General features: G+C 56.2%; 10 protein-coding genes. 7 read left to right on the forward strand and 3 right to left on the reverse strand.

Annotated features, from left to right (window positions below; genetic code table 11):
* Positions 1-58 precede the first annotated feature (58 nt).
* The 3 genes from KJ970_17915 (at position 59) to KJ970_17925 (ending at position 4,347) form a co-directional block, all read left to right on the forward strand.
* Positions 59-1,864 carry a type VI secretion system contractile sheath large subunit gene (locus KJ970_17915; protein MBU2692798.1) on the forward strand — a complete coding sequence of 602 codons (1,806 nt, stop codon included), beginning with the start codon at positions 59-61 and terminating at the stop codon, positions 1,862-1,864.
* 77 nt (positions 1,865-1,941) lie between these two features.
* Entirely contained in the window at positions 1,942-3,303 is a 1,362-nt protein-coding gene (locus KJ970_17920) for a type VI secretion system contractile sheath large subunit (GenBank protein ID MBU2692799.1), read from the forward strand.
* A 78-nt stretch (positions 3,304-3,381) separates the two neighbouring features.
* Positions 3,382-4,347 (forward strand): tetratricopeptide repeat protein, encoded by a 966-nt coding sequence (locus KJ970_17925; GenBank protein MBU2692800.1) that lies wholly within the window; start codon positions 3,382-3,384, stop codon positions 4,345-4,347.
* A 9-nt stretch (positions 4,348-4,356) separates the two neighbouring features.
* Here the strand turns inward: KJ970_17925 and pyk are convergent, their stop codons facing one another.
* From pyk to KJ970_17940, 3 genes are all read right to left on the reverse strand, one after another.
* A complete protein-coding gene (gene pyk, locus KJ970_17930; protein ID MBU2692801.1) occupies positions 4,357-5,841 on the reverse strand; it encodes a pyruvate kinase in 1,485 nt (494 codons plus the stop codon).
* Positions 5,842-5,959: 118 nt separating this feature from the next.
* Positions 5,960-7,960 (reverse strand): T9SS type A sorting domain-containing protein, encoded by a 2,001-nt coding sequence (locus tag KJ970_17935; GenBank protein ID MBU2692802.1) that lies wholly within the window; start codon positions 7,958-7,960, stop codon positions 5,960-5,962.
* Between the two features lie 223 nt (positions 7,961-8,183).
* Positions 8,184-8,672, reverse strand: coding sequence for an Rrf2 family transcriptional regulator (locus KJ970_17940; protein ID MBU2692803.1), 489 nt, complete (start codon positions 8,670-8,672; stop codon positions 8,184-8,186).
* A 183-nt stretch (positions 8,673-8,855) separates the two neighbouring features.
* Here KJ970_17940 and KJ970_17945 point away from each other — a divergent pair, with 183 nt between their 5' ends.
* Genes KJ970_17945 through amrB form a run of 4 tightly spaced genes read left to right on the forward strand, consistent with a single transcriptional unit; the run spans position 8,856 to position 13,995 of the window.
* Positions 8,856-9,827 (forward strand): serine acetyltransferase, encoded by a 972-nt coding sequence (locus KJ970_17945; GenBank protein ID MBU2692804.1) that lies wholly within the window; start codon positions 8,856-8,858, stop codon positions 9,825-9,827.
* A 2-nt stretch (positions 9,828-9,829) separates the two neighbouring features.
* Entirely contained in the window at positions 9,830-11,107 is a 1,278-nt protein-coding gene (locus KJ970_17950; protein ID MBU2692805.1) for a glycosyltransferase family 39 protein, read from the forward strand.
* A 34-nt stretch (positions 11,108-11,141) separates the two neighbouring features.
* Positions 11,142-12,440 (forward strand): AmmeMemoRadiSam system radical SAM enzyme, encoded by a 1,299-nt coding sequence (amrS, locus tag KJ970_17955; protein MBU2692806.1) that lies wholly within the window; start codon positions 11,142-11,144, stop codon positions 12,438-12,440.
* A gap of 25 nt (positions 12,441-12,465) precedes the next feature.
* Entirely contained in the window at positions 12,466-13,995 is a 1,530-nt protein-coding gene (gene amrB / locus KJ970_17960; GenBank protein ID MBU2692807.1) for an AmmeMemoRadiSam system protein B, read from the forward strand.
* The last annotated feature ends 77 nt before the right edge of the window (positions 13,996-14,072 follow it).

A 14,072-nucleotide genomic window follows, 5' to 3' on the forward strand; every position in this document is an offset into this window, starting at 1 on the left:
CATCGCGGCCTGCTCTACGATATCCTGTCGCACCCTGAAAGGAGGCATGACGATGGACATGCCCGAGAGCCCACTTGATCTTGTCGTTCTCTCCGACCTCGCGCCGCATGCGATGAAACCGCATCCACCGCGTTTACGGCGGATGGATAAGGAGGAGCTCGCCGATTATTTCAAGGAACTCTCCCCCTCTTGTCCCGTCGCGGCCACATGGTCTCAAAGCCCCGGCCCCACGGTGGTTGTTCCTTTCGAAGATATTCGCGCCCTCAGACCCGAGGGGATCGCCCTAAAGAGCCCGGCGGCGGCTGAACTCATGCGCCTGCGGGGGCTCATCGACGGATTGAAGAAGGGCATCATCCCCCTCTCCATGGTGAAGGAGCAGTTGAAGGAACTGAAGGGACCGCAGGAACTGGTTCTGGCGGCGCAGGAAGCCCTATCAGGAGGGGCCGATCCCGATCCAGCGACGACACCCTCGCCGGGAGATGACGCCCGGCAGGCGCCGCCCATGCCGGGTCTTCCCCGCCCTTCGGGTGATCCCCTCGAAAACCTCCTCAATATGGTGGACATAGACGCACCTCCCGCTGATCCCGAGAGTTCAGCGGCCTCACGGGGATTGGATCGCATCATCAGGGAGCTTATCGGCGTCGCCCGCTCCAGCGGCAATCCCTCTTCCAAAGTCATGGACCGGCTTCTCTCAGATATCGATGACGCCATCGGATCGGTCCTGCGCGGGATCCTTCATTCATCCCCCTTTCAGGCTTTGGAATCGTCTTGGCTCGGACTTCGTTTTCTTGTGCGCCGGATCGACTTCCGATCCGGCGTCCGGCTGCACGTTGTTGCAACCCCGCGATCGGATCTGGAGTCGGCGCTGCAGAAGACCGTCTTCCCGTTCACCGACGGACAGAGAGAGGAAGGCCGGACACCGGTCGTGATCCTCGATTACGATTTCGGCGCCGACGATCTCCCCACATTGCGGAAGCTCACGGAAATGGCGGCGGAGCGGCGCGTTCCGGTCATCACTTCCATGACACCGTCCATCCTCGGCATGCGCTCGATTGAAGAGATTCACGACTCGGCCGAGCCGACCGAAAATCTCCCGGAGCCCGAGTGGTCCCAATTCCGCGAGACCGATGATTCCCGCTGGTTGACCACGGCCATGAACCGCTTTCTTCTTCGCCTCCCCTATGGCCCGGAGGGTGACAGGGTGAAGGGCTTCACGTTTGAGGAGAACCCGCCGGAGGGGGATCCCGCCTATCTCTGGGGCCGCCCCGGATGGATCCTGGGTGTGCTTGTCGCCGGCAGTTTCGCAACAACGGGATGGGGAACGATGCTGACCGGACCGGGGGGGGCGGTTGTTGATGATCTTCCCGTTCACCTCACAAAACGCCGGGCCGGCGATCTTATACAATGCCCGTTGGAAACTCTTCTTTCAGAGCAACAACTCCTGCTGCTGTCGCTTTCCGGCTTCACAACCCTGGCCACAGGGCGCCAATCGGATCAAATCTTCCTCATCACCGTCCCGACATTGTACAAATCCGATCATACCACCGCCTCAAAAGAGCGGCATAGGGACGCGCGGCAGGCGACACTTCCTTATCAACTCATGCTGGCTCAGATCACCGCGCTGGTGGACCATCTCTATCGTTGGATCGACCGCCGCAGCGCCGCGGAAGAGATCGGACGAACGCTCGCGAAGGGACTTCAATTCCTGATAGAGGGTCCCGGGGAACCCTTTGTCGAGATTTCATCAGGTGTTCTCAGAGACGACCCCGGCGGGAGCGAGTCCGTTGCCTTGAGAATCATACCGGTTGGCGGGCCCTTGAGAGGTCTTCCGGATATCTACATGGAGATGTCCATCACCCGGTAAGGTGACCGTTTCAGCCTTGTGAGGAAGCGGTTCAAGACCGGATCAGCGGGGCGCAGGCTTTAACAAGGAGCGACTTCATGAAATGCCAGGCTTGGAGAATCCTTATTGTCGCCGATCTCGGCGTTGCCTCTTCGAAGCCGATTGTCTGTGACACGGCGTATGACTGGATGAAGGCGCTGCGTCCGGAGATTGAAATAAAGCCGCCGAAGGGGAATCCCCGCACAGAACCGGTTCGATTGAATCCGACTGATCTTGAAATGTTAAAGCCGGATAATTTCATTAAAAATTTGGAGCCCGCAGGTCCCGTCGACGCCGCTCTTCTGGATGCTATACTTCACGACCCGGCCTTCCAGCGGCTGGAATCGGCTGTATGCGGTATCAGCACCCTCAAAACTTATTGTGAAGCCTCCTGTTCGGTTGAGATCGTTTCGACCCCCAGGAAGGATCTCGCCGAGAATTTCCGCTCCGCTGTCTTTGACTACATGATGCAGGACGCCTCAGCCGGCGATCCGTACAGTCTTATCCTTTTGGATTTTGACTTCACGCACCAAGCCGCAAGCCTTGCCGCCCTGCGGGATATCGCAAGAATGGCAAAGGTGATGCAGGCTCCGATCGTGGCCTCGGCGTCACCCGGATTTTTTGATTTCAGGTACATGGCGCATGTCTCCAAGCTGGGCGATCTGACATCGCGCTTGGTCGACTCGTCCCATCTCGGCTGGATTCAGTTCCAGGCGACGGATGAGGCGCGCTGGACGGCCCTGACCATCAATCGATACCTCCAGCGGGCGCCGTATCAAACGGAGAATTACACAGAGACGGTCAAAGAGGCTGAGCCCGAGAGCTTTTTATGGGGACGGGGCATCTATCTGGTGGGATCTGCAGTCGCCCGTAGTGTTAAAGAGTACGGCCATGCCCTGGCTATCTCCGGCGGACAGGGGGGGATGTTTGCCGGGCTGCCGGTCCGGCCGTATCCCGTGGCGGCGAACGAGAGTGTTCCTCTGGCGGCGGAGACGGCCCTGGAAGAGATGAAGGTCCTGGAGCTCTACCGGGCCGGCTTCATACCGGTATGGGGCAAATTGCGGAGTGATACAGTCGCCCTGCCGATGATGGTGACCACTTTCCGCATGAGGCCGGGAACATTAACATTAGAAGGGACCCTTCCGTACCAGCTCACAGCGGCGCGGCTGGCGCAATGCTGCATCCTGCTGCTGGATCATCTCCCCGCCGGGGGACCTGAAGAGACGGCTGAGTTCATCCGCTTGGAATTGACAACGCTTCTCGGGGAGCTGGCCGGTGAGCAGCCCGATAAGGCGGTTCAGATCGAGGTACTGCAGGAGGAAGGCCAATCCCCGGCCGCTCATGTCATGATTCACCCAAAGGTAACGCTCGAGGGCAAGCCTCTGGAGTTTGAATTTATGCTGCCGCTGAGGGGGTGTTGATCGATGGCCTCCGGGAGGCCTGCCGGAGATTCGCCGGAGAGATACCGGAGTGGCGCTGGAAAGGCGCGGGAGGTTCACATGATCACCATACTTATCGGCTCCATCGTTCTTTGTCTCCTCTTCGCGCCGTTCGCGCACGCGGAGGATCTTCCCGTTTTCGACAAGCTCTGGAACTATGACAAACCGGATGAAACCGAGAAGGCGTTCCGAGAGATCCTGCCCCAGGCCGAAGCATCGGGAAACCTTGCTTATCTCCTGCAATTGAAAACACAGATCGCGCGAACACTCGGCCTTCAGCGGGAATTTTCACAAGCCCATGATCTCCTTGATGAGGTGGAGAAGGCTCTCACAACGGATCTCTCGGGTGACCGGGCGGGTGACCGGGCGGGTGACCTCTCCGTCGCCTGGATCCGTTATTTTCTTGAGCGGGGGCGTCTTCTCAATTCTTCGGGCAACCCCGAGGCCTCGCGCTCCTTCTTTCTGCAGGCCTGGGAGTTGGGGCGGAGGACTGGAAACGATTTCTATACCGTCGACGCCGCCCACATGATGGCGATCGTTTCGCCGTCCGAGCACCAAATGACGTGGAATAAAAAGGCATTGGAGATCGCTGAAGCATCCGAAGATAAACGCGCGCGAGGATGGCTGGGATCGTTGTACAATAACATGGGATGGACCTATAACGATCTCGGCGAATATGAGAAGGCTCTCGTGCTTTTTGAAAAGGCCTGGGAGTTTAGAAAAGACCAAGCGGATGCCGGCGGCGCGCGCATCGCGAAATGGTGCGTCGCGCACGCACTGCGCAAAATGGGCCGGATCGATCGCGCGTTGGAGATGCAACGGGAGCTCGAAGAGGAGATCCTCGCGGAGGGCGCCGACCCTGATGGTTTTGTCTATGAAGAGATCGCGGAATGCCTCTATGAGACGGGCCGGCCCGAGGAAGCGGCGCCCTATTACCGAAAAGCCTATCAACTGCTCAAAGAAATCCACTGGGTGGCGCAAGGCGAGCCCGAACGCCTGGAGCGCCTCAAGCAACGCGGCGGCTGAGGAAACGGCTTAGTCTTGCGGCCCAACCTTGACGAGCCGCAGCAGATTCGAGGCATGCGGCAGGGTCGCATCTCCAGCAGCTAAGACAAGCGTGTCCCCTTCGCGAATCCATCGTTTTTGACGTAACAAGCGAAGACCATTGCGCATCATCTCGGCGACATCCGCCGCGCGCGGCAATATGAGTGCGGTCGTATTCCAAGCCAAACACAATTTCCGCTGTGTTTCCTCATGCGGTGTCAGGGCGAGGATCGGTGTCGCCGGACGGTGGCGCGTTATATAGGGAACGGTGCGGCCTGTCAGGGTAAAGACAACGAGCCGGCGGGCTCGCGAAAAATCAGCCAGATCGACCGCGGCCCGGGCAATGGCGTGTATCGGGTCCTTGGGATCTTCCCACCCTCCCAAAGCATACGAATTAAAGTCCCGCATTGTGTCCTCAAGCCATACCTGGTCAGCTTCCGCGGCGATGCGGGAGAGGAAATGCACTGATTCCACGGGATACCGTCCAACGGCCGTCTCCGCGGAAAGCATCAAGGCGTCTGTTCCATCCAGGATGGCATTGGCAATGTCCGAGACTTCCGCCCTCGTCGGCGTTGGATTCTCAACCATCGATTGCAGCATCTCCGTCGCCGTTATTGTATAAACACTTCGGGATCGGGCGGCCTGCAAAATCTTTTTCTGCCAGGAGGGCACCTTTTCAAGAGACAACTCAACACCCAGATCGCCACGGGCGACCATGACACCATCCACTTCCTCCAAAATCGCATCCAAGTGTTCCAGCGCGGCCGGTTTTTCCAATTTTGCGATGATAAGGGGCATTTTGACGGCGGATCCCTGCTTTATCCTCCGGGTGAGAAGCCGTTTCAGACGGCGGATATCATCCGGCGACTGAACAAAAGAGAGCGCGACAAAGTCCGCCCCCTGAGCAACGGCGAAGGCGGCGTCACGGCCGTCTTTTAGCGTGGGAGCCTTCAGGGATGTCAACGGTCCAGGAACATTGACTCCGGCATGTTCCTTTAACAATCCTTCCCGGAGGACTTTCGCGTACAATTTGCCTTCTGTTTTTTTCTCAACGCGCAGTTTGAGACGGCCGTCATCCAGCAGAATATGATCTCCCGCCGACAGGTCCTGCGTTAATTGTGGGGAATCAACGATAATATGCCCGGGCCGGCTGACGGCCTGACGTTTTCCCCTGCCGGAATTGAAACTCATCTGGATCGTTTCACCACGTTTGAGGAGGATGGTGCCGCCACCATCGTTCAGGCCGGTGCGGACTTTCGGCCCCTGAAGATCGACCAAAATCCCCACGGGACGACTCAGATGTTCCGCCGCCGCCCGCAGACGCTTCATCATTTGGGCATGCTGGTCATGAGTTCCATGCGACATATTGAAACGGAAAATATTCACTCCAGCCGAAATCATCCGCCGTAAGACGGAACTCTCGCTGCTGGCGGGGCCCAAGGTGGCGACGATACGGGATAGGCGGTGCTGTGACATAGGGATCCTCCTATCCGGCCATGATAGGAGTTCCATTGAAAAATAAAATATAAAACGAGGGCGGCCGCTGGAGCCGCCCTCGTAATGAGAGCCGATCTTGATCGCTCTTTCGCTGCCTCTACCGTGTCAGGATAAGTCTCCCGGAGGGTTTGAATTCATCCGTTGTCAGACGATAGAAATAGACGCCCGACGCGACCGGGCGGCCGGCATTATCGCGGCCGTCCCACTTGATTGAGTGGAGACCCGCCGGCTGTTGCCCCCTTGCGAGGGTTCGTATCAACGAACCGTCGGGGGCGAAGATCTGAAGATCCGCTTTCCCGCTCTTGGGAATCGCGAAGCTGAGGGTCGCCGCGCCCGCCGCGGGATTCGGGAAAGCCCGCACCATTGGCACGGATGAGAGCGCCGGTTCGGGCGCATCGATCGTGTCATGGAACCAATCCAGAATTCTTCCCATCAACAACCGCCGGTCATCGGCATTGTTGATCCCCTCATAACCGAACCCGAGATAAACGACCCGGTGCACCGGGGTGATCGCTTTGATCCCCGCGGTATAATTTGAATTGTCATAGAAGAGGATCGGCGATGCCCATTGGTCGTATGGAACGATGGCGTCGGGGTACTCATTGTTGTTGGCGCCGTCGCCGCCGAGCAGATTGAGCGTTACTCCGTCGCCGATGGGATCATTAACTTTCCCGGTCAAGGTGTTCCGATTGGTGTCATCGATCAGATAATTTGTGTGGAGGTATTGGCGATACCAGGTGATCGCTGATCCGCCCTGATCCCAAGAATCCCAGCCCAAATCCTGGCCCGAAATGAAGAGTTTTCCACCGCCGTCCAGATAAGCCCCAATGGCGGCGCGGTCGGCGTTGACCAGAGTTGGGAATGAGAATCCGATCTGCCATGACACAACGTCAAAATGTGAAAGATCGGCGCCGGTCGGCGCGCCGAGGTTTCTGTCATAGACGCCGTAGGTCGCCCCGTAGAATTCCAGGGCGTCCTTTTGATATTCCTCATAGGTGTCGGCGCCGTCATCGTCGACGAGAAGAACATCCAAGCCGTTGGATGTTATATAATTGTAACGAATCTCTCTCTCAACACCGGGAAGATTTGCTGACGTCAATACGATTTTGGGCATCGCATAACCGGGGCCGGCCGACGTCAGCTCCAGGTGGAATACCCGGCTTTCCCCGTTGTTTAGAGTGAGATCGACATAATCGGTATAGCTGTTGACACCGTCGGTGAAGGTGCAGGTCCAGCCGGCGGGGAGAGTGCCCGGATCAAGGGTGACCCGGATGTCATCCGACCACAACCCAAGATTGAAAACCGCAAAATTCTCAAAGCTGAATCGTGCATCCGACGGGCCCACGACCGCGCGGGCGCCTTTCGCGTAAAACCGGAGAGAGTAATCCGGTGCCTGGCGGTTGCTGGCCGATTGAAGAATCGATCGGTCGTCATCATCCTGGATGATAACCGCCACCCAGAGCTTGGCCGTATCCCATCCCAGATCCATATCGAAAGATTGTACAACATTCTGAATCTGGCCCAGTGTGCCGACGGTCAGGGCGATATCGGGCGCAATGTCTCTTGTGAGATCGGTATAGTTTGCAGCAATATTAACATCATTTTCTAAAAGCAGGGCGCGGATATTAATATTGCCGATATCCGCCAATGTCTCCATCACCTCGACGTCAAAATCAATATCGCCCGTCACAAAGTTCACGCTGTTGATCGTAATCTTGAAGGGCGAAGGCACGGCGATCCCGTTGGCGACTGGCGCCGCATAACTGGCGCCGGTAGCGATTGTGGCGCCGCCCCCGACGACATTCAACGTGCCCTGGAAAATCACTGTAGGAAAAGACCCAACCCCATAGTAACCGCTGATTCGCTCATTCGTCTCGGTGGTGCCATAATCTCCGCTGGTCGCGTAGTAACGAACCGAAGTAAACTCATTGGTGTCATAGACACTCTTCATTACATCGAGACCAGCATAGGCATCCGGACAATAGCCGCACCAGGTGGCGGTGCAATCCTCCGCGATAACACCCATGGGGTATTGCGCTGTCGCACCCGATGTGAAAACGATGAGTGCGGCCACCAAGAACCGGATAAACAATGTCATACATCCTCCCCTTATGGGATCCCGCCGCCGGCCGGGGAGCCCCCGCGGGACCAGTTGGTTGCTGCGACGTTTTTGCACAGGCCTCTGAGGCAGTCCTCATCAGAACCCCCTCTTAAATCATACTTAAGTATAGTGGATGTAGGCTTCAGCAAGAAGGCCTAATCTCGAACGAGAGGGCCGGGTCTCTGCGCTTGGACGGATCTTTCTGTTTCACGCGGTGATGTTAGTCACTGTCGGAATCGGCGACACCTCCACCCATACCGACCTGAGCTTCCGATTCCTGAGATCGCGGCCCCATCACCATGGTGGCCAGCGTGTACTGATCCAGGACCGCTGAAATATTCTCCCGCACCTGCAACATGAGAAGACGGATCCAGCAATTCTCGATCTCATGGGGACAATCGCAGAACTTCTTATGATCCATCTCCACACTTGCGCACAGCAGGGGCGCCAGCGGACCCTCCACGGCGCGAATAACATCGCCGACAGTGATCTCCTCCGGCGGGCGTATTAGGGAGTATCCCCCGTCCTTCCCCCTTCTGCTCATTAGCAAACCGCTCTTTCGCAGAAGTGAAAGAATCTGCTCCAGATACTTCAGAGGAAGTCCCTCCTCGCGGGATAGGTAGGCAACTGAAAGGGGCTCTTTGCCATAGTCTTCCGCAAGATGCCTGAGAACTCTCAGTGAATAGAGACCTTTATTAGATAGTTTCATATCATATAACTCCTATATTACTTACAGGATATCAAGTAGGGTTTTCCCTGTCAAGGAAATCAACCACATTATTCTGGGGTATTTACCCGACCGGCCTGGGAAGGTCCCTGCAAAGTCCTTATTTGACATCCGCTTCCGAATCCATTTCTCTCTGGGAAGGAGAAATCCAAAGGGGGCCTTGATATGAGAAACGAGCGTATCCACGCCCGTCTATTAGAGTTCACTGAAGCCTTAACGAAGACATATGCGGCCGGACCCGTCCCGGGGCACAATATCGCACCGCGCTGTGCGCTCCCCTCACGATCAGTCGTGATCTCGATTTTGCGCCGCCTCTTCGAGGTCTTCTTTCCGGGTTTTTTCGGCAAGCAATATCTGACCAGGGAAAATATCAATTACTATATCGGCGCCCTCCTGGATGAGATTTCAGAAGATCTCGGCAATCAGATCTATTCCGCCGTTCGTCATCAGGATCCTTCGAACACGGATGACAAGGTAAAATACCGTTCCTACTCGGAGGATTGCCTGGTCCGGCTTTTCGAGCAGCTCCCGGAGATCCGCCATAAACTGATGCTCGACACGCAAGCCGGTTTTGACGGCGATCCCGCCGCCAAAACCTATAACGAGGTTATCTTCAGCTATCCGGGACTTGTCGCCATTTGCACGTACCGTGTAGCCCATGAGCTGGAAATTCTGGGTGTCCCCCTATTACCCCGTATCATGTCCGAATATGCACATTCCAAGACCGGTATCGATATCCATCCCGGCGCGACAATCGGCGAGAGGTTTTTTATCGACCACGGCACCGGTATCGTCATCGGCGAAACTTCAATTATCGGTAACAATGTAAAACTCTACCAGGGCGTAACACTCGGCGCTTTGAGTTTTCCGAAAGATGAGCGCGGCAAACTCATACGGGGACTCCGCAGGCATCCACAGATCTGCGACAGCGTGGTCATCTATTCCGGCGCCACCATCCTCGGCAATATCACTATCGGAGAGAAGAGTGTCATCGGTGGTAATGTTTGGCTGACTCAATCCGTCCCGCCGAATACGAAAGTACTCAACACACCGCAACTTCCTCAATTCCGCCCACAGGGTGACTCTAAAAAAGGGACGGATTCAAAACCCGATTCCAGTCCTGAGACCCCGGCGTAATAATGAGGAAGGATCCGCGGACGCTTCTGGTCGCCGCCATAGTCTTCAATATCATTGTTGTCTTTGTTCTCCTGCCTGCCGTTAAAGATCTTTATCCCTACATCAATATCGATACCTTTCCCGATCATTATGAAAAACTCGCAATGAACCTGGCCGAGGGTAATGGTTATCGATTCTATGCGGAAACGTCTGCGACCATGGGCCGGACACCCGGGTATCCTCTGATTCTTGCCCTTGTTTTTCTTCTCACCGGCAAGAGTCTCTTCGCCGCAAAGCTGATTAATTTACTCTTCGCTGTGGCAACGGCTTATATGATCCGAATCCTTGTCCGTGGTTTTTCGCACAGCAAACTCGTGATGTATCTGACACCTCTATTCTTTTTGCTTCATCCCGCGACCCTTCTGGCAGAGACGAGAGGAGGGCCCGAGATCGTCCTGGCCTTTTCGATCACCCTCTCTTTGAATCTGCTGTACCACGCCATCAGGACCGGACGGGGAAGGGATCATTTTCTGACCGGTCTCGCCCTCGGCGTCTCTACATTGATCAAATCGACAACGCTGCTCTTTCCTTTTGCCTGGCTGGTCTTCTCGCCTCTCTTTCGAAAAGCCGGATTAAAGCGAGCTTGCCGCGGCGCCCTCCTTATGATTCTCGGCCTGTCGGCGGTTCTATCCCCATGGATTATCCGCAATGCCCGAGTCTCCGGAAAATTTGTGCCGACAATGACCGTTGTCGGCATGTCGGCGAGCCAAGGACTTGCCATCTGCAAAAACGCCGTTCTCCTGAAACCCTGGACTGAAGGAAATTATACCGGCCGCGGGATGAATGAGGCGGCTTATGCGGGGCTGCAGGAAGCTGCGAAACTGGGTTACAAGTGCAAGGGGCGGTATTTTATCTTTTTCTATTCGACCCATGATGAGATTGAGTTCAATGCTCATCTTCTTGACCAGGTGATCGATGAATATAAACGCTCACCACTCCTTCTGTTAAAATGTCTCTGGGTCAATCTGTTCAACTTCTGGTTTGCCGGCGTCACCATCCTGGCGACCCTCATCAACATGCTGATACAAACACCGCTGATGGTTTTCGCCGCGATCGGGGCCGTGCGATACATCAAATCGGCCAGGTCCGAGCTGGTCATGCCCCTGGTTCTGTTCATTGGATACTATGTCGCCGTCCACATTCCCATCCTCGCCATTGCCAGGCACTCCCTGCCCCTGATCCCCATTCTGGCGGTCCTGGCGTCGGGTTTATTGGAACACTTCCAATCAAAGTTCTCTTGAACCTATACTGTACTGGCAAAGGGGTAAGGAGACGATGATGACGGACCCACGATTCGACTTGCCTTCCAGCGTCCTCTCCCGCCGGGAGTTCCTCCTGAAGACCTTGAAAGGAGGGCTGATCGCCGGGGGCGCCGGCCCGCTTCTGTCACCACTTCTGTCTCAGATGCTGCCACCCGCCCCGAAATTCGAGTTTCTTCGATCCGGCGGGAGCGCCGCGTGGGCGTCCGACGGATGGGAGGATCTGCTGCGCCTCGCTCCCACAGCCCGATATTGGATCTCGTCAGACACGGATGGCGGGATCTGCCGCTCCTGCCATGCGGCGGATGACCGGTCCGCCCCGACCCCGCACCCTCATAAAGAAAGGATCATTAAATGTCTTCTCTGCGCCCAGGGTTGCCTGATAAAGGAAGGCGATCGCGGCCGGTGCCGGGCAAGGATCCATATCAAGGGTGAGCTTCGCAGCCTTGTCTACGGCCGCCCCGTTTCGGTGCATATCGATCCAATCGAAAAGAAACCCCTTTATCATTTTTTGCCGGGCTCACAGGCCTTCTCTATTTCAACGGCGGGATGTCCGCTCTCTTGTAAATTCTGCCAGAACTGGGAACTTTCCCAGGCTCGGCCCGAGGATTTCGATGTTCCTTATACCCCCCCTCGAGAAATATCCGCTTCCGCTGAGCGGAATAACGTCCCGGTGATTGCCTTCACATATAATGAGCCGACGGTTTTTGTTGAATACTTCACCGATATCGCCCGGGATGCGCGGCGTTTGGGGCTCCGCTCAGTGTTGATTAGCTGCGGATTCATGATGGAGGATCCCCTGGCGGAAATGTGTGATGCCCTGGATGCCATCAAGATCGATCTCAAAGGTTTCAGCCGCGACTTTTACCGTAATGTCTGCGGCGCTGAGTTGGAGCCGGTTCTGCGCAGCATACGCCAGGTCGCCAAGAGCGGAACGCATCTGGAAATCGTCAATCTCGTCGTGCCGACCCTGAACGATTCCGATGCCATGTTAAATGACTTAGCGGATTGGGTTGTGAATGAGGCCGGCCCCGATGTTCCGGTCCACTTCACTCGGTTCCATCCGGACTTTCAAATGCGCAATCTGCCCCCCACACCGGTCGCCACACTGGAACGCGCCCGGGAGATCGCCATCGGCAAAGGGATACGCTACGCCTTTGTGGGCAATGTCCCCGATCATCCGGGTAACAACACATTTTGCCCCAAGTGCGGCAAAGCCGTCATTGAGCGCAAGGGATTTTTTATTTTGAAGAATCACATGACCGGAGGGGTGTGCGGGTACTGCGGGGAGCCGTTGGCGGGAGTTTGGTCATGACCGCCGGGAGCAGCGAGGAAAAACAATGAAATTCAGAGTGATGGCAGGGCTGTTTATTCTGGGTCTTTCAATGGGAATCTTGTGGCCCTATCACGCCTCTTCCGGTGAGGGCGGGATTCGCCCCCCAGCTGTTGCCGGAAAGTTTTATCCCGATGATCCTGAAAAGTTGGGCCGCGCCATCGACCTCTATTTAATGGACGCCAAACCGGCCACCGGCCTCAAACCGATCGCCCTGGTCGCGCCCCACGCCGGTTTCACTTTCTCCGGTCAGATCGCCGCCGACGCCTATAAACAAGCGCAGAATCATGATTATGATCTCGTGGTTATTCTGGGAACAAACCATACGGCGCCCGGTTTTAACGGCGTCTCCCTCTTTGCCGGGGAAGGATACCGGACACCCCTCGGTGTGGCCGCCGTCGAGCAGGCCCTGACACAGTCCCTCATTTTGATGGATGACGATTTCACATCAAAACCCGAAATACATGCGAATGAACATTCCATAGAGGTACAGATCCCATTCATCCAACGGATATTCCCCGGCCGGCCGATTATTGCGGCCATTGTCGGCAGGCCGGATCCAGATCTTTGCCGGCGTTTCGGCGCCGCCCTGGCTTCCGTGATACGGGACCGGAACGCGTTGATTATCGCCAGCACAGATCTTTCACATTACCCATCCTATGACGACGCCATCGCCGTGGATCATGCGACACTGAAATCGATGATCAGCCTGGATCCCGCGGCGGTCAGAATTAGTATACTTGAACAAAAACAAAAAAATTACCCAAACCTATCCACCTGCGCCTGCGGCGAGGGGCCGATTCTTGCCTCCATCTTCGCGGCGGTCGAATTGGGCGCCACAGGCGCCACCATCATCAGCTATGCCAATTCCGGGGATACCTCACTCGGGGATCCCAGCCGCGTCGTCGGTTACGGCGCCGCCTCCATTCATAAAGGTGTGAGCAACGCTTCCGCTCTGGATGATCCACCTCCGCTGGAATTGAATCCGGCACTATCGGCCGAAGATAAAAAGTGGCTGCTCGCCTTCGCCCGTGATACGGTGCATCGCTATCTCACCACCGGTACAACCCCTCTGGCGCGGCCTGAGAATCCGATGTTGCACCGGCGGCGGGGCGCTTTCGTTACGCTGAAGACCCAGCATCAATTGCGGGGCTGTATCGGCCATATGGCCGAAGATTCGCCCCTCTGCCAGGTGATTGGGGCAATGGCCTTGCAGGCCGCCTTCAACGATCGCCGTTTCGACCCGGTTCGGGCCGATGAACTTTCCGGGATTGAATTTGAGGTCTCTGTTTTGACGCCGTTTCAGCCTATTAACGGGCCTGAATCGATCGTCATCGGACGCGACGGCGTTGTGATTCGAAAGGATCAACACTCGGCCGTTTTTCTCCCTCAGGTCGCGCTGGAACAGGGATGGAACCGCGATGAGATGCTGACGCAACTTTGCCGGAAGGCCGGCCTCTATGGCGAATGCTGGAAGGAAAATGCGGAGCTCTTCACCTTCCAGGCCGATGTCTTTCACGAACAGGATTACAGATAATCGGAACAGAAGCTCAATAGACTATTATGGCTTGCTTGCTCTTTATCATTGGATTCTTGTCCATCTTTGGACAGATC

The organism is Candidatus Eisenbacteria bacterium (assembly GCA_018831195.1).
GTDB lineage: Bacteria > Eisenbacteria > RBG-16-71-46 > CAIMUX01 > JAHJDP01 > JAHJDP01.

What these genes read in the sequence shown, in the direction of transcription:
- KJ970_17915 (MBU2692798.1), top strand. Translation starts at nt 59, where the DNA reads ATGCCCGAGAGCCCACTTGATCTTGTCGTTCTCTCCGACCTCGCGCCG.
- KJ970_17920 (MBU2692799.1), top strand. Translation starts at nt 1,942, where the DNA reads ATGAAATGCCAGGCTTGGAGAATCCTTATTGTCGCCGATCTCGGCGTT.
- KJ970_17925 (MBU2692800.1), top strand. Translation starts at nt 3,382, where the DNA reads ATGATCACCATACTTATCGGCTCCATCGTTCTTTGTCTCCTCTTCGCG.
- pyk (MBU2692801.1), bottom strand. Translation starts at nt 5,841, where the DNA reads ATGTCACAGCACCGCCTATCCCGTATCGTCGCCACCTTGGGCCCCGCC.
- KJ970_17935 (MBU2692802.1), bottom strand. Translation starts at nt 7,960, where the DNA reads ATGACATTGTTTATCCGGTTCTTGGTGGCCGCACTCATCGTTTTCACA.
- KJ970_17940 (MBU2692803.1), bottom strand. Translation starts at nt 8,672, where the DNA reads ATGAAACTATCTAATAAAGGTCTCTATTCACTGAGAGTTCTCAGGCAT.
- KJ970_17945 (MBU2692804.1), top strand. Translation starts at nt 8,856, where the DNA reads ATGAGAAACGAGCGTATCCACGCCCGTCTATTAGAGTTCACTGAAGCC.
- KJ970_17950 (MBU2692805.1), top strand. Translation starts at nt 9,830, where the DNA reads ATGAGGAAGGATCCGCGGACGCTTCTGGTCGCCGCCATAGTCTTCAAT.
- amrS (MBU2692806.1), top strand. Translation starts at nt 11,142, where the DNA reads ATGATGACGGACCCACGATTCGACTTGCCTTCCAGCGTCCTCTCCCGC.
- amrB (MBU2692807.1), top strand. Translation starts at nt 12,466, where the DNA reads ATGAAATTCAGAGTGATGGCAGGGCTGTTTATTCTGGGTCTTTCAATG.